At 51.6% G+C, this 15,497-nt stretch carries 13 protein-coding genes; 3 read left to right on the top strand and 10 right to left on the bottom strand.

Features of this window, described 5'->3' with window-relative positions:
* Positions 1 to 31 precede the first annotated feature (31 nt).
* Together fabV and ACSBQN_RS02205 are read right to left on the bottom strand one after the other, a co-directional pair.
* Positions 32 to 1,231 (bottom strand): enoyl-ACP reductase FabV, encoded by a 1,200-nt coding sequence (gene fabV, locus ACSBQN_RS02200; RefSeq protein ID WP_354633187.1) that lies wholly within the window; start codon positions 1,229 to 1,231, stop codon positions 32 to 34.
* Positions 1,232 to 1,291: 60 nt separating this feature from the next.
* Positions 1,292 to 1,438: a hypothetical protein gene (locus tag ACSBQN_RS02205; RefSeq protein WP_225973331.1), complete on the bottom strand. Its 147-nt coding sequence runs from the start codon at positions 1,436 to 1,438 to the stop codon at positions 1,292 to 1,294.
* Positions 1,439 to 1,465: 27 nt separating this feature from the next.
* On the opposite strand from ACSBQN_RS02205, the gene ACSBQN_RS02210 reads away from it, so the two are divergent.
* A complete protein-coding gene (locus ACSBQN_RS02210) occupies positions 1,466 to 1,924 on the top strand; it encodes a DUF6122 family protein (RefSeq protein ID WP_004242057.1) in 459 nt (152 codons plus the stop codon).
* On the opposite strand, the gene ACSBQN_RS02215 is transcribed toward ACSBQN_RS02210, so the two are convergent.
* From ACSBQN_RS02215 to leuA, 8 genes are all read right to left on the bottom strand, one after another.
* Positions 1,872 to 2,198 carry a hypothetical protein gene (locus tag ACSBQN_RS02215; protein WP_024474834.1) on the bottom strand — a complete coding sequence of 109 codons (327 nt, stop codon included), beginning with the start codon at positions 2,196 to 2,198 and terminating at the stop codon, positions 1,872 to 1,874. The two genes, ACSBQN_RS02210 and ACSBQN_RS02215, sit on opposite strands and share 53 nt — an antisense overlap.
* Positions 2,199 to 2,356: 158 nt before the next feature.
* Complete coding sequence (agp, locus tag ACSBQN_RS02220) at positions 2,357 to 3,607, bottom strand: bifunctional glucose-1-phosphatase/inositol phosphatase (RefSeq protein ID WP_015422921.1); 1,251 nt, start codon at positions 3,605 to 3,607, stop codon at positions 2,357 to 2,359.
* Positions 3,608 to 3,696: 89 nt separating this feature from the next.
* Positions 3,697 to 4,383, bottom strand: coding sequence for a DNA mismatch repair endonuclease MutH (gene mutH, locus ACSBQN_RS02225; protein WP_024474835.1), 687 nt, complete (start codon positions 4,381 to 4,383; stop codon positions 3,697 to 3,699).
* 560 nt (positions 4,384 to 4,943) lie between these two features.
* Complete coding sequence (sgrR, locus tag ACSBQN_RS02230) at positions 4,944 to 6,608, bottom strand: HTH-type transcriptional regulator SgrR (protein WP_036416778.1); 1,665 nt, start codon at positions 6,606 to 6,608, stop codon at positions 4,944 to 4,946.
* Between the two features lie 264 nt (positions 6,609 to 6,872).
* Positions 6,873 to 7,475 carry a 3-isopropylmalate dehydratase small subunit gene (gene leuD, locus ACSBQN_RS02235; protein ID WP_024474837.1) on the bottom strand — a complete coding sequence of 201 codons (603 nt, stop codon included), beginning with the start codon at positions 7,473 to 7,475 and terminating at the stop codon, positions 6,873 to 6,875.
* Between the two features lie 11 nt (positions 7,476 to 7,486).
* Complete coding sequence (gene leuC / locus ACSBQN_RS02240) at positions 7,487 to 8,899, bottom strand: 3-isopropylmalate dehydratase large subunit (RefSeq protein ID WP_036416780.1); 1,413 nt, start codon at positions 8,897 to 8,899, stop codon at positions 7,487 to 7,489.
* 1 nt (position 8,900) lies between these two features.
* Entirely contained in the window at positions 8,901 to 9,992 is a 1,092-nt protein-coding gene (gene leuB / locus ACSBQN_RS02245; RefSeq protein ID WP_214176902.1) for a 3-isopropylmalate dehydrogenase, read from the bottom strand.
* 2 nt (positions 9,993 to 9,994) lie between these two features.
* Positions 9,995 to 11,608 carry a 2-isopropylmalate synthase gene (gene leuA, locus ACSBQN_RS02250; RefSeq protein ID WP_024474840.1) on the bottom strand — a complete coding sequence of 538 codons (1,614 nt, stop codon included), beginning with the start codon at positions 11,606 to 11,608 and terminating at the stop codon, positions 9,995 to 9,997.
* An 862-nt stretch (positions 11,609 to 12,470) separates the two neighbouring features.
* Between leuA and leuO the strand changes: the two genes are divergently transcribed.
* The gene (gene leuO / locus ACSBQN_RS02255) at positions 12,471 to 13,418 is read left to right on the top strand and encodes a transcriptional regulator LeuO (RefSeq protein ID WP_024474841.1); all 948 of its coding nucleotides are present in this window, start codon (positions 12,471 to 12,473) and stop codon (positions 13,416 to 13,418) included.
* A gap of 212 nt (positions 13,419 to 13,630) precedes the next feature.
* A complete protein-coding gene (locus ACSBQN_RS02260; protein WP_024474842.1) occupies positions 13,631 to 15,439 on the top strand; it encodes an AMP-dependent synthetase/ligase in 1,809 nt (602 codons plus the stop codon).
* Positions 15,440 to 15,497 lie beyond the last annotated feature (58 nt).

Consider the following 15,497-nt stretch of genomic DNA (forward strand, 5'->3'; position numbering starts at 1 on the left):
ATCAGGGCTGCGGCGGGCTTTTCAGCGATGATTACACTAATTCTTTCACGTCGAAGTTAACTTCACCGCTTAAATCAGCATCATAATCAACGCCGTCCAGACCAAAGCCGAATAAACGGAGGAATTCCGCTTTATAGCCCTGATAGTCGGTTAAATCGTTGATGTTATCATCTGTCAGTTGCTGCCAGATTTCACGGCAGGTGTTCTGCACATCATTGCGTAATTCCCAGTCATCCAGGCGCAGACGCTGTTTTTCATCGGTTTCCGGCGCGGAACCGTTAAACAGTTTAGTAGCAAATAAGCGCTGAGTCTGTTCAATACAACCTTCGTGAATACCTTTCTCTTTCATGATCTTAAACACGATAGAGATATATAACGGCATTACCGGAATGGCGGAAGACGCCTGAGTAACGACAGATTTCAGAACGGCAACATACGCCGCGCCGCCTTTGGCCTGCAGTTTCTGATTAATCGCTGCTGCTGCGCGATCCAAATCTTCTTTTGCTTTACCTAACGTACCGTGCCAGTAAATCGGCCAGGTTAAATCGGTACCGATATAGGAGTAGGCAACAGACTGTGCATTATCCGCCAGAACACCGGCTTCCTCTAATGCATTCATCCACAGTTCCCAGTCCTGGCCGCCCATGACTTTAACGGTGTCTGCGATTTCCTGCTCATTGGCCGGTTCAACAACGGCTTCGATCAGTACGTCTTTGTTGGTATCGAGCGCGACAGATTTGTACGGTTCGCCGATAGGTTTCAGGGCAGAACGGACAATTTCACCGGTTTCCGGCATTTTGCGGACCGGAGATGCCAGAGAATAAACAACCAGATCGATCTGACCCAGATCCTGTTTAATTAAATCAATAACGTTCTGACGGCATTCATCAGAGAAGGCGTCACCGTTAATGCTTTTTGCATACAGGCCTTCTTCTTTGGCGGCTTTATCAAAAGCGGCTGCGTTGTACCAGCCGGCAGAACCGGTTTTGTTTTCACTGCCCGGCTTTTCAAAAAATACACCGATAGTCGCTGCACCGCTGCCGAAAGCGGCATTGATACGGGAAGCCAGACCGTAACCGGTGGATGCACCAATCACCAGAACCTTTTTAGGCCCGTTTTTCAGTTCGCCGCAGGATTTCACACGGGCGATTTGCTCACGAACATGGGCTTCACAGCCCGCCGGGTGAGCGGTAGTGCAGATAAAACCACGAATTTTAGGTTTGATAATCATAGTTATTTTTTCTTGGTAGCCAACAATCAGGGGGTAATATACCTGATCTTCTCAGTTTACTTAAGACAATGCAGCGATAAACCCGCAGAGCAGACCAGTTAATTCCCGCTTTGTTATCCGCAACAGGGTGTATTTTATTATTGTGACGGACTGATCCATTTTCTGCCGGATAGCCTCCGGTATTTCCGCTATGATAGCCGTCATCATAACGGACAACCCGTCAGCGGAGTTACTGTGGCATTTGACATTTTCCGGAATATCCTGCATTACGGCTGCCATTTTCTGGTACCGGTTCTGTTTGCCCGGCTGTTCTGGCGGCAGCACTGGAAAGCGGCGGCGATGATTATGATTGCCACTATGGTGATGGATGCGGATCACCTGCTGGCAGATCCTGTCTTTGATCCGGACAGGTGCAGTGTCGGTTTTCATCCGCTGCATACCGTATGGGCGGCGATTGTGTATCTTATTCTGCTGCTGATCCCGTCATGGAAAGTGCGGGCGGTGGCAGTTGGTTGCCTGTTTCATCTGTTTACCGACGGGATGGATTGTTACATGGGCAGCCTGAAACAGGGCACAGAATATGCGGCGGTTCAGGCATTAAAAAATCCGCCGGGGGCGGGTTTTTGTGCGGCTGAGATCATCAGAACGGATTTTTCAGTGCAGGGACCGGGACTTCCGCTCCCGGTAAACTGACTGCCGGGGCTTTGATATCTGCCGCTGACGTTATCTCTTTTTTCACGGATGACATCCGGCTGTTTTCAGCCTGCGGGCGTGCCGGAGGCACTTTCCCGTTACGATCAGAGGAAACCGGTGTGCTTTGTTGTCCCTGCGGGGCGGTTTGTCCGCTCTGTCCCCCGGCGACCGGTTGTGCATCCGGTCTGCGCATCTGACCGTTATCCGGCCTGAACTGTTCCGCACCGGTCTCTTTATTCACCATTGTGCCGTCAGACGGTGCACCGGAAACCATCCCCGGGTCACTGTGCGGCTGCCGTTGCGCGACACTTTCGAGGCTCAGCAGGTACGGCTTACAGTGCCTTAATCTATTAGTGTTATCCGAAGCGTGACAGGGATAGAAATAAAAAGCCCGGCAAAGGTGCGCCGGGCAGGAATATGAACATAAAATGTTTATTCGGATAAACTGTCTTTCATTACTTTTTGGAAAGTTTCCCATCCGCAATAGCCGTTTTTATCAACCGGACAATTTTTCAGTTCCAGTGTGACTTTTTGCGGCGGTGTTTTTAAGGACAGATAACTGTTATTCCGCAGCTGATCAGATGACTGGTAAATATAATCAATCTTCACATAGGATTTATTATCTGCTTTATTTGTCCAGCGCTGGAACACTAATTTGCCGCCGATTGGCGTATGTTCATACTGTTCCGGCAACTGATACGGTTTAAATTCCAGGGCGGAGAGCAGGGAGGCGATATTGGAATCATGTCCGGCCAGGAAGGTAAATTTCGCTTCACTACCCGGCGCGGCAGCGGCAAAGTGCTGATTAATGTAGTTCAGCAGCGGATGTGCCACGTTTTTCGCGATAATACGCGGGGTAAACAGAGATTCCTGATAGCCGTTTTTCAGGGTATTCAGCGCTGTCCACTGCTCCGGTGTGGTGACTTCGCCCCAGGCGACCTGGTCTGCCGGGAAACCTTCATAATATTGCAGGTCGATGGCATCCACTGCGGAGTTTGCCATTTTCAGCGGACCTTTCACGCCCGGCTCTTTGCCGGCTTCAATAATAAAGCTGTTTTTACCGTCGGCCAGTGAACAGAGTTTATTGGTTTTGCACTGTTCTGAGTCTTTGATATTCAGCACCTTATTCAGTGCCTGGTAACCCGGTGTCAGATCCAGCCCTTTATAATGACTCTCCATTGCAGCGAGGGCAGTCTGTTTAAACTCTGCGCTGTCATTGGTAATGATCGGGTTAAACACCGGATCCATAGTACCGATTTCCGGCTGGTGGTTCACGGTGACGGTACAGCCGGGGAAAGCACCGGCGGTAAAGAACTGCGCGGTGGCAATCGTGCGCTGAAGGCTGTTTGCGTAGACATTCAGCTCTTTTTCACCGGTCGGGCACAGGGTGTCCGGCAGCAGTTTGTTCTCATCCAGCCACTCGCGGAAATAGTGCCCCATATAAACTTCCAGTGCGCCGCCTTTGGTGGTCAGATAACCGCTCTGCGCATCCCACGCAGGCCAGGTTTTATCGGTGATTTCGGTCAGAATACCGGTATTCACAATCGGCGTGCGCAGGTTGTGGCGGCTCATCACCAAAACCTGTTCCAGTGTCATATCAGCGGAGGATGTATCAGCAAAAGCGGGCAGGGCGGGAGTCAGTAATGCGGCTGCAAGTGAAAGCGTCAGTAAGGTTTTTTTCATCCGGAACACTCCTGTTGTCATTATTTTCGAACCGATATTAATGACTGAAGCGATTCATATTTACCGGGAGCAAACTCCCAAAACAGTGATCAGCACCGGAAATAGCGCTTAAGCAGAGGTGCGGTGAAATTTTTCTTCAGATAAAAGCCTCTGGGCAGTGTTTGTATCGGTTGCCCGTGCGGACCGATAGCTTCTGTGAGTGCCCGGCTGTTGGCCGCTTTCGGGCGGATCTGCATCACCTGACCATGACGGGCGGTGATCTGCTCCACTTTCCCCAGCACAATCATATCCATCAGCTCTTCCCAGTCCGCGCGCAGCAGGCGTTCCTCCTCCTCCGACGGCGACCACAGCAGCGGTGAACCGACACGGCGCTCTGCCAGCGGGATATGACGTGCACCTTCCACCGGCACCCACAGCACGCGGGAGAGCTTATGACGCACATGACACTCCGCCCAGGTAACGCCGCTGTTGCCGGCCAGCGGAGCGACACAGACAAAGGTGGTTTCCAGCGGCACGCCGGATTCATCCACCGGAATGGTTTTCAGCTCCACCCCGAGGTGAGCAAAATCCTGTTCAGCCTTGCTGCCCGCGTCCGCGCCCAGCCAGTATTCCAGCAGCATGCCGACCCAGCCTTTATCACGGCGCAGATCCGGCGGCACCGGTATACCGGCACAGCCCGCCAGCTCACCGAAGGTGGCACCGGCAAGGGATTGGGCGCGGCTGAGCAGCTCAGACTCGCTGGCCGGGGGTAACGGCGGCTGAAAAAGTTGTGTCATGTTATATGCTTAAAAGTTGAACAGTGTTATCCGGTAAAATAATACATAGGCATGAATGAAAAATAAATATTATCTAATTTATTGATATATAGCTATTAATTTTCGCCGCCGCAACAAGTACAGAAGGTTGTGCACCAGCATCCTCAGGCAATAAACAGGATCTTACACTGAGTTATCCACAGCTTTATGGGATAAGTGGAAAACAGCCTCACTACTGGTTTGATTTACAGGCTTGACTTCCGCCTGTTTTCGCGTTTCAGCAGGGGTTTTGCTCACGGATAAGTCACAATCTGTGGATAACACCGGGTGTGGTTATTTTTTGTGCTGCGTAAGTCTGTGAAAAAAAATGCCGGTGATTTTTTCAGATGATTCTCTTTTTTTATTTCCGTACTGATATGATTTAACAGCGTTTATTTGACGGTCGTGATTTTATCAACAGAGGGCAGTTAAAAACTATACCCCCATTACCCTTGCGTTTTTCACAACTATATCCACAGAAAACGTGAATAAAAGCCGGTTTTTTATCAGAGGGTGTTTATAACTTTACCTTTTTCTGTGAATTAACTTTCCGGGGGGATAAACCAGGCGGATTTAAAATCAAACCAGCCGAAGGTATTCATTTTGACTCCCCGCATACTGCGCTGCCCCTGTAATTCAAGCCAGTGATGGAACAGCGGGAACAGCATCTGCCTGTCAATGATCTGCTCACACCATGCCGCCAGAGACAGAGAACGCTGCCGCCATTGCTTCAGCGGTGCACGCAGATCATCGCCCAGACAGCGGCGCAGCAGCGGCAGCTCGTACAGGGTGGCGAAAACCGAAAAATCCAGCGGCTTATAAAAGTTGGCGGTCGCCAGCCAGAAATCACTGTCACAATCGCCGTTAAACCAGGTGTCATAATCAGTGATGTTAATCGTCAGTTTTACGCCCTGTTCTGCCAGTAACTGCTGCAATAATTTGCCGATAGCATGGTATTCGTGATGATCCTGATAATAGGTCAGTGTCAGTTCTGTCAGGTCAGCCGGTTTTTCACAGGGCGGGATAAGTTTGCTGTGATGCCAGCGCAGCAACAGCCCGTAAGCGGGCCACCAGTGGCGCTGATACAGGGGTTCGCAGTGATAGAGCAGATTGACCGGGGTCATCAGGCTGTTGAGCCAGCGGCGGATATCTTCCCGCTCTCCTTTTGCCGAACGGGTGTCATGCAGCAGGAAATAGCAGCCTTCCTCCATCCGGCTGTCGAGAGAATCCCGCTCCGGCCCGTCCGCGCCGATATGCAGGGTGGTGCAGACCATTTTTTCTTCCAGCTCCGGCACCACCAGCACAGAAACTTCGTCCAGCAGAGCGCGGAAGCCGTAATAATGGTCAAAGGCACGGATTGTCAGTTTACGGTCATTATTACAGATCACCTGATAGGGGCCGGTGCCGACAGGGCGGCGGGCGAAATCCGGCAGTTCCTGCCACTCATGGGGCAGAATGGCGGCGTGCGGGCTGCCGGTCAGTACCGGGAACCAGCTGTCGGCTTCATTCAGTGTGATATCAATAATGTAAGGCATATCGGAACGGACAGTGCGGATATGGCTGAACAGCGGGTGTGTGTCACGCAGGCGCTCAAAAGAGGAAATGATATCCACCATCTGCAATTCACGGCCGTGATGGAAAAATATCGCCGGACGCAGCCAGAAACGCCACTGTTTGTCGCCGGTCTGCTGCCAGTGATGCGCCAGCGCCGGGACCGCTTCCCCGTTTTCCTCATTTATTGCCGTCAGTCCGTTAAAAATCTGGCTCAGCAGATGGACTTCCGAGCGGCGCAGCGGCGAACCGGGCAGCAGATTATAAAAAGGGCGGTAATAGACAATACGCAGCAGGCTTTTCCCCTGCCGGAAGCTGCGCTCCAGCTGGGATAATACCATTTGGCGCATCGCGTCCTTATCATTGACCATCGCCACCAGTTTTTCGATATTGTCCTGCTCGATCAGCTGTTCGGCACGGGCGTGCTGTAAATCTCGTCCGCTCTGCAGGAAACAGAGACGTGAGCGCTTACCCCGTCCGGTTTCCGCCTGCCAGCTGAGCCAGCCTGCCGTCTGCATACTGCTGAGCAGAGAGCGGACATGACGGCGCGAGCAGTGCAGGATATCAGCGATCTCCTGAAGCGTGGTATCGGTCTCCTGTCCCTGATGATGCTGCCACAGGCGGATAAACTGGTGCTGGAGGCGTGGTGTGCTCATAAAAGAGGAACTCCGGTCGGTTTTCTGTCCATTTTTATTTCCGTATATTACGTCCATACTCAATGTCATTAAAGCAGCTCATGACGTCAGTGTGATACCTGACTCACTCCCGATTCTTGAGTAATGGTGACTTTTACCGCCAGCCGAAAGGCTGGTTTTTTTCTGTCCGGTGATCCGGAAAAAGAGGCGGGGAAAAACGGGGAAAAAGCTGCCATCACAAAAGGGGGGATGGCAGGGGTTCAATGGTGGAAATGGATCCGGTTATCAGTTCATAAATGCAGGCAGTTTTTCCTCATAACGGGAAATCATGTCATTGTGCTGTAAGGTGAGGCCAATACTGTCGAGGCCGTTCATCATGCAGTGACGGCGGAAGGTATCAACACTGAACGGATATTCCAGCTCACCGGCGATCACTTTCTGGTTCTCCAGATCAACAATAATCTGTGCACCTTCTGTTTTCTGTACCCAGTCAAAGAGCGCATCAATCGCGTCTTCGGGTAATTTCACTGGCAATAATTGGTTGTTGAATGAGTTGCCGTAAAAAATATCCGCAAAGCTTGGCGCAATCACCACTCTGAAGCCGTAATCTGTTAAGGCCCACGGCGCGTGCTCACGGGAGGAGCCGCAGCCGAAGTTTTCACGGGCCAGCAGAATAGACGCACCCTGATAACGCGGGGCGTTGAGGACAAAATCCGGGTTCGGCACTTGTCCGTCATCATCGAGAAAACGCCAGTCATTGAATAAATGCTGCCCGAAACCGGTGCGGGTCACTTTCTGCAAAAACTGTTTCGGGATAATGGCATCGGTATCCACGTTGGCGGCATCCAGCGGTGCGGCAATGCCCTGATGTACAATAAATTTTTCCATGACTCTTTCCCTCAGCGCATCTCAATGGTACGGATATCGGCGAAACTGCCGGTGACAGCGGCCGCAGCGGCCATGGCCGGGCTGACCAGATGTGTGCGTCCGCCGCGCCCCTGGCGTCCTTCAAAGTTGCGGTTGCTGGTGGAGGCACAGCGCTCCCCCGGTGCCAGACGGTCATTGTTCATCGCCAGACACATCGAGCAGCCCGGTAAACGCCATTCAAACCCGGCATCGGTGAAGATTTTATCCAGACCTTCCGCTTCCGCCTGAGATTTCACCGGCCCGGAGCCCGGAACCACTATTGCCTGCACACCCGGCGCGACTTTGCGCCCTTTGGCGACCGCAGCAGCTGCACGTAAATCCTCAATCCGTGAGTTGGTGCAGGAGCCGATAAACACCTTGTCGATTTTCACATCGGTTAATTTTTTGCCCGGCGTTAAATCCATATACGCCAGTGCTTTTTCTGCCGAGGCTCTTTCCACCGGGTCGGTAAAGCTCTCCGGTGCGGGAATGGCACGGCTGATATCAATCACCTGACCGGGATTGGTGCCCCAGGTGACCTGCGGGGCGATATCGGCGGCATTGATAATAATTTCCGCGTCATATTTTGCATCCGGATCACTTTTCAGGGTCTGCCAGTAAGCCACAGCTGCATCCCAGTCCGCGCCCTGCGGGGAGAACTGACGGCCTTTCAGATAATCAAAGGTGGTCTGATCCGGCGCAATCATTCCGCCTTTGGCACCCATTTCGATCGCCATATTACAGACGGTCATCCGGCCTTCCATGGAGAGTGCCTCAATGGCGTCCCCGCAGAATTCCGCGATGTAACCGGTGCCGCCCGCGCTGCCGGTATGGCCGATAATCGCCAGCACAATATCTTTGGCGGTGATACCGGGAGCCACTTTGCCGCGCACTTCAATTTTCAGGGTTTTGGCACGCGCCTGTTTCAGTGTCTGGGTGGCTAACACATGTTCCACCTCGGAGGTGCCGATACCAAAAGCCAGCGAGCCGAATGCACCGTGGGTGGCGGTGTGGGAGTCACCGCAGACAATGGTCATACCCGGCAGGGTGATGCCCTGTTCCGGCCCCATCACATGCACAATGCCCTGAAACGGATGGTTCAGATCATAGAGACGGACACCAAAAGCCTCACAATTTTTGATCAGCTCCTGCATCTGGTTACGGGCCATTTCACCACAGGCATTGATATCTTTGGTCTGCGTGGAAACGTTGTGATCCATGGTGGCGAAGGTTTTCTCCGGTCGGCGTACCGGGCGGTTTTTTGCCCGTAATCCGTCAAACGCCTGCGGCGAGGTCACCTCATGCACCAGGTGGCGGTCGATATACAGGATCGGCGTTTCGTTTGCTTCTTCACGAACCACATGGGCATCATATAATTTCTGATATAAAGTTTTTCCTGTGCTCATCTTAAGCCCCTTCTGTAATCAAACGCGCGATAATGTCGCCCATCTCATCTGTGGTCACACTCTTGCTGTTTCCGGCCACATCCCGGGTGCGGTATCCGGCATTCAGTGCCTGATTGACCGCATTTTCGATGCTGTCCGCCGCTGCATCCTGCCCGCAGCTGAAGCGCAGCATCATGGCAGCGGATAAAATCTGAGCCACCGGATTGGCAATATTTTGTCCGGCGATATCCGGTGCGGAACCGCCAGCCGGTTCATACAGACCAAATTTTTTCTCATTCAGGCTGGCGGACGGCAGCATGCCCATGGAACCGGTGATCATGGCGCATTCGTCAGAAATAATGTCGCCGAACAGGTTGGAGCAGAGGATCACATCAAACTGCGACGGATCTTTGACCATCTGCATGGCGGCGTTGTCTATATACATGTGCGACAGCGCGACATCCGGATACTCTTTGGCGATTTCTGTTACCACTTCGCGCCATAATACGGAACTTTGCAGCACGTTGGCCTTATCAATCGATGTTACCTGACCACGGCGTTTTTGGGCGGAGGTAAAGGCGATACGGGCAATACGCTCGATTTCAAAGCGGTGATACACCTCGGTATCATAAGCACGCTCATATTTACCTTCGCCTTCACGGCCTTTTGGCTGCCCGAAATAGATCCCGCCGGTCAGCTCGCGGACACACAGGATATCGAATCCGCGTGCGGCGATATCACTACGCAGCGGACAGAGCGCTTCCAGTGCCGGATAGAGCCGTGCCGGGCGCAGGTTACTGAATAATTTGAAATGTGCCCGCAGCGGGAGCAGGGCGCCGCGCTCCGGTTGGGAGTCCGGCGGCAGTTTTTCCCATTTCGGGCCGCCGACAGAGCCGAACAGCACCGCATCGGCCTGCCCGCAGCCTTTCAGTGTGGCAGGCGGCAGCGGGTGGCCGTGGTTGTCGATGGCAATGCCGCCGACATCATATTCACTGGTGATGATGGTCAGGTTAAAGCGGGTGCGCACTGCATCCAGCACTTTAATCGCCTGCGCCATAATTTCAGGGCCGATTCCGTCGCCCGGTAAAACTGCAATATGAAATTGTTCCGACATAATTACACCGCTTCCTTTGTATCTGTATTGTTGTTATGAGTATCGTTATGAGTGTCGTTGTGCATGTTGTTATCTGACTGCATACGCCGTTTTTCTTCTTTTACCTGTCCGGCGCGCCAGATGCTGTTGATAGCGTGGATCATGGCCTGGGCGGAGGATTCAACAATATCGGTCGCCAGCCCCATGCCGTGGAATTTGCGGCCTTCATACTCCACCACGATATTCACCTGACCCAGTGCATCCGTTCCCTGACCTTTGGCGGTCAGCTGATAGGCGGCGAGGGTCAGCGGGTAACCCGCGATACGGCGGATGGCCTCATAAGCCGCATCCACCGGGCCGTTCCCCTGGGCGGATTCCGAGATAATGTCATCCCCGGCCTGCATTCTGACCATCGCGGAGGCTTTGACGCCGGTACCGGACTGCGTATTGAGGAATGCCAGCGAGAAGTGCTCCGGCTCCTGGTGCTGCTGCTTCATAAACACCAGTGCTTCCAGGTCGTAATCGAAGACCTGACCTTTTTTGTCCGCCAGTTGCAGGAAGTCGGCGTATAATTCATCCAGGTTATAGTCACCTTCCTGATAACCCATTTCCGCCATCCGGTGTTTTACCGCCGCGCGGCCGGAACGGGAGGTCAGGTTGATTAAGTTATCTTTCAGGCCGATGCTGTCCGGCGTCATGATTTCGTAGGTTTCGCGGTTTTTAATCACGCCGTCCTGGTGAATACCGGAGGAGTGGGAGAAGGCATTGCTGCCGACCACGGCCTTGTTCGGCGGCACGGGAGTGTTGCATAACTGACTGACCAGCTGGCTGGTGCGGTAAATCTCTTTGTGATTGATCCCGGTGCGCACACCCAGCATTTTTTCCCGCACTTTAATCGCCATAATCACTTCTTCCAGCGCACAGTTCCCGGCGCGTTCGCCTAACCCGTTGATCGTACCTTCAATCTGGCGGGCACCGGCCTGTACGGCGGTGATGGAGTTGGCAACGGACATGCCCAGATCGTCATGGCAGTGGACAGAAATGATGGTTTTGTCGATATTCGGCACACGGTTGAATAATTCGCTGATAATGCCGCCGAACTGGTACGGTGTGGTGTAACCGACGGTGTCCGGAATATTGACCGTGGTGGCACCGGCGTTGATCGCGGCTTCCACTATGCGGCATAAATCATCGATATCGGTGCGCCCTGCATCTTCGCAGGAAAACTCAACGTCATCGGTAAAGCGGCGGGCATGTTTAATCGAGCCGACCGCCATATCGATGATGTCAGCAAAGGTCTTGCGCAACTTGGTTTTAACGTGAATACCGGAGGTGGCGAGCACCATATGTAACCGGAAGGCCTCCGCGACTTTCAGGGATTCCGCTGCGGCATCAATATCGCCGATCACGCAGCGGGATAATGCTGCGATACGGCTGTTTTTGATTTCGCGGGCGATAGTCTGCACCGACTGAAAATCACCGGGAGAGGAGACAGGGAAACCGGCCTCAATAATATCAACCCCCATGCGTTCGAGCTGGAAAGCAATCTGTAACTTCTCTTTGACACTGAGACTGGCCTGTAATGCCTGCTCCCCGTCACGCAGTGTGGTATCAAAAATGATGACGTTATCGCTCATGTTGTGATCCTCTCGGTTATTTCTTGTTCTGTTTTCCGGTTTGCAGGTATAAAAAAACCCGCGACATTGCGCGGGTTTTTCAGGTCTCAGGGAGAAAGTTATGAGGAACTTCCGGCCACGAACCCGCCACGCGCAGTTAAGGCGATAATTAGCAGGCTGTTTAGGCGGAAAGTGAAAGACATAGTAATAACCTTCTCAGTAAATTCAGTGGCACGGAGCACAGGGCTTATCCGTGACGATGTATTATTGATACTGAATATAAAATGCCCTGTCAACTCACGTGGTTCGCCGGAGATCCCGGCCAAAGGATAAAAAAAGCACAAAAGGCAGATAAACTGACTAATTTATAAAAATTAATCAGCGTTTTCATCTATAAGCCAGCTCAATAATTGGGCTAATATTTTTACAGATTTTTTTTACGGAGAATGCAAATCAGCTGAGTAGGCGGGTAACAGGGTGTCCGGCGGTCAGACAGCCACCGGTAACCGGTGAGATATTCATTGAACGGTTTATTCTTTCTGTTATGTCAGCAAAAAAAATCGGATTTTTTATGCTGACAGAAGACAATTTTATTATGAATAAACACAATCTTTGTTTTATTATCTCACTGCATGGAAACTAAATGAATAAAGCGGTATTGATTTATTACTGGCATGAATAATTTACTGACTTTAAATATTTAAATAGTATGCATTGTGATGATGATGCGCACCCGCGTATTCAGAACCATACAAGGAAGAGACTCAATTATTAATTAGATAATCAATTGAGATAATAGATTTCAATTTTGTATTGATCTGCCGTTTCATCATGGCGGCAGGTGGCTTATTGAAGTCATTATAATCATTTATTGGAGTTTAAGATGACTGAATACACCTCAGTGGCAGATGTAAAAAAAGAATCCGGTGAAACACAGCTGCGCAATGTGGATCTTAATCTGCTGACCGTTTTTGATGCGGTTATGCAGATGCAGAATGTGACCCGCGCTGCTGAACTTTTAGGTATGTCGCAACCGGCTGTCAGCAATGCGGTGTCAAGACTTAAGGTTATGTTTAATGATGAATTATTTGTCCGTTTCGGACGGGGGATTCAGCCGACAGCACGCGCCAAACAGCTGTTCGGACCGGTCAGGCAGGCATTGCAGCTGGTGCATAATGAGCTGCCGGGTGCCGGTTTTGAACCGGGCAGCAGCGAGCGGACATTTAATCTGGCTATCTCCAGTCCGCTGGATATCCGCCTGACAGACAAAATAATCGAACAGGTTAAACTTCACAGTGAAAATATCGATGTCAATATTCAGTCTTATATGAATTCACATATCGAGAATAACCTGAAATATCAGGAAACTGATTTTGCTGTCAGTTATAATCGTTTCGATAAACCGGATTACAGTCATCACTTATTATTTAATGATCAGTTATCACTGGTCGCCGCCCGTAACCATCCGCGTATACAATATACAGTAACAGAGAAACAAATATTTACCGAACAGCATGCTGTCGTGTCACTGGATTTAATTGATTCATTCAGTTCACCGTATTATGAAAATAATGAATTACTCCGGGCTATTGTTTATCAGGGAACCAATTTAGTCAGTGTACTGAATATTGTCTCTAAAACAGAGCTGGTGGCGATTGCACCGAAATGGCTGATTCAGCTCTATTCTCATGTGCTGCCGATTCAGGAAGTGCAGCTGCCGTGGGATAAAGTCAGCCGTCCGGCGTTTCTGATCTGGCACGAGGCGTGTACCCGCGATAAAGGGCATCAGTGGATGAAGGCACTGCTGTCGCAGTTCACACATCATATGTAATCGGTCATTTAATTTATTTCCCGCCCCGTCAGGCAAATGTACCTGCCGGGGCTTTTTTGTGATCCCGTCATTGCAAAGATAACTAAATTTGCTTTTGTTCCCGGAGACAACAGGCTACACTTGCGGAAAAATTTAAGCGTACAACTGTAAGCTGAAAAATTATTACATAACGTGAAACCGTACAGTCTGACGGCTCAGTAAAGGAAACGCGTGTGACAACAACAAATTTGCATCACTATCATTTAGTGACGCGGCTGCAACAGCAAAAACAGCGCCGGGGTGACAAAATCGCACTGCGACAGTGGTGTGAACAAGGTCAGCATATCGATTTTACCTGGCAGCAGGCCGGGGCGTTCAGTGAAAACCTGGCGGAAGCCCTGCTGGCAGAAGGGGTTGAAGTGCAGGAAAATGTCGCCATTTTCTCGCATAACAGCGCTCTGTGGACATTAACCGACCTGGCGATTCTTCAGTGCCGTGCCATTGTGGTGCCGCTCTATGCCACCAGCAGTGATGACCAGGCGGCCTATATTCTTAATGATGCGCAGGTGCGCATTCTGTTTGTGGACGGTCAGAAGCAGGCGGAAATTGCCCTGTCACTGCTCTCTCTCTGCCCGTCGCTGCAAAAAATCATCATAATGAACCCGGAAAACACGGCAATCCCGTCGCATCCTGCGGTCTGCACACTGCGTCAGTTTATGAACGGCCACGATGGCAGTTACGCCGCAGAGCTGCGTCAGCGCATCGCTGATTGTTCCCTTGATGATCTTTTCACCCTGATTTACACCTCCGGGACCACCGGCGAGCCGAAAGGCGTGATGCTGGATTACCGCAACATGGCCGCCCAGCTTTATCTGCATGATGAGCGGCTGACACTGACTGAAGATGATGTCTCACTCTGCTTCCTGCCGCTGACGCACGTTTTTGAGCGCGCCTGGAGTTTCTATGTGATGCACACCGGCGCACTGAATGTCTATCTCAGTGATACCAACCTGGTGCGCAAAGCGATGGTATCGGTGAAACCGACCGTGATGTGTGCGGTGCCGCGTTTCTATGAAAAAGTATTCAGCGGTATTTACGAAAAAGTGGCACAGGCGCCGTGGTATAAACGGGCGTTATTCCACTGGGCGGTACGGACCGGTAAAAAGACTCTCGATGCACAACAGCGCGGTGAAAAACAGTCATGGCTGGCCGCGCGGTGTGATCAGTTCGCACAGAAAAAAGTGCTCGGTAAACTGCGTGATGTGCTCGGCGGCAATGTCCGTTTCTTACCGGCGGCGGGGGCGCGGCTGGATGATGAAATTATCCGCTTTTTCCTCGCCATCGGCATTAACATCAAATACGGCTACGGCATGACAGAAACCTGTGCCACGGTATCCTGCTGGGAAAACAGCGGTTATCAGCTCGGCTCTATCGGTGTGCCGCTGCCGGATGTGGAAGTGCGTATCGGTGAGGAAAATGAGATTCAGGTACGCGGGCCGGTGGTGATGCGCGGCTATTACAATAAGCCGGAAGAGACCCGTCAGGCCTTTACGGCTGATGGCTGGCTGCGGACCGGCGACGCCGGTGCGCTGGATGAGCAGGGCAATCTGTTTATCACCGAACGCCTGAAAGATCTGATGAAAACCTCGAACGGCAAATATATTGCGCCGCAGATGCTGGAAGGCACACTGGGTCAGGATCGCTTTATCGAACATATCGCCGTGGTGGCGGATGCGCGTAAGTTTGTCTCCGCACTGATTGTGCCGTGTTTTGACACTCTGGAAGAGCACGCGCGGGCACTGAATCTGAAATACCATGACCGGATGGAACTGCTGAAAAACAGCCAGATTGTGGCGTTGTTTGAAAGCCGTCTGAAAGAGTTGCAGAAAAATATCGCGGCCTTTCATCAGGTTAAGCGTTTCACACTGCTGCCGCAGAATTTCTCCATGGAGCTCGGCGAACTGACACCGACCCTGAAACTGCGCCGTAAAGTGATCGCCCAGCGCTATCAGCGCGAAATTGAGTCGATGTATACGGACTGATTGCTGTCTCTGACGGCACTGCCTGTTTCCTGTGCAGTGCCGTTTTTATATCCCGCCG

It is taken from the genome of Morganella sp. B601, from assembly GCF_051172335.1.
Lineage (GTDB): Bacteria > Pseudomonadota > Gammaproteobacteria > Enterobacterales > Enterobacteriaceae > Morganella > Morganella morganii.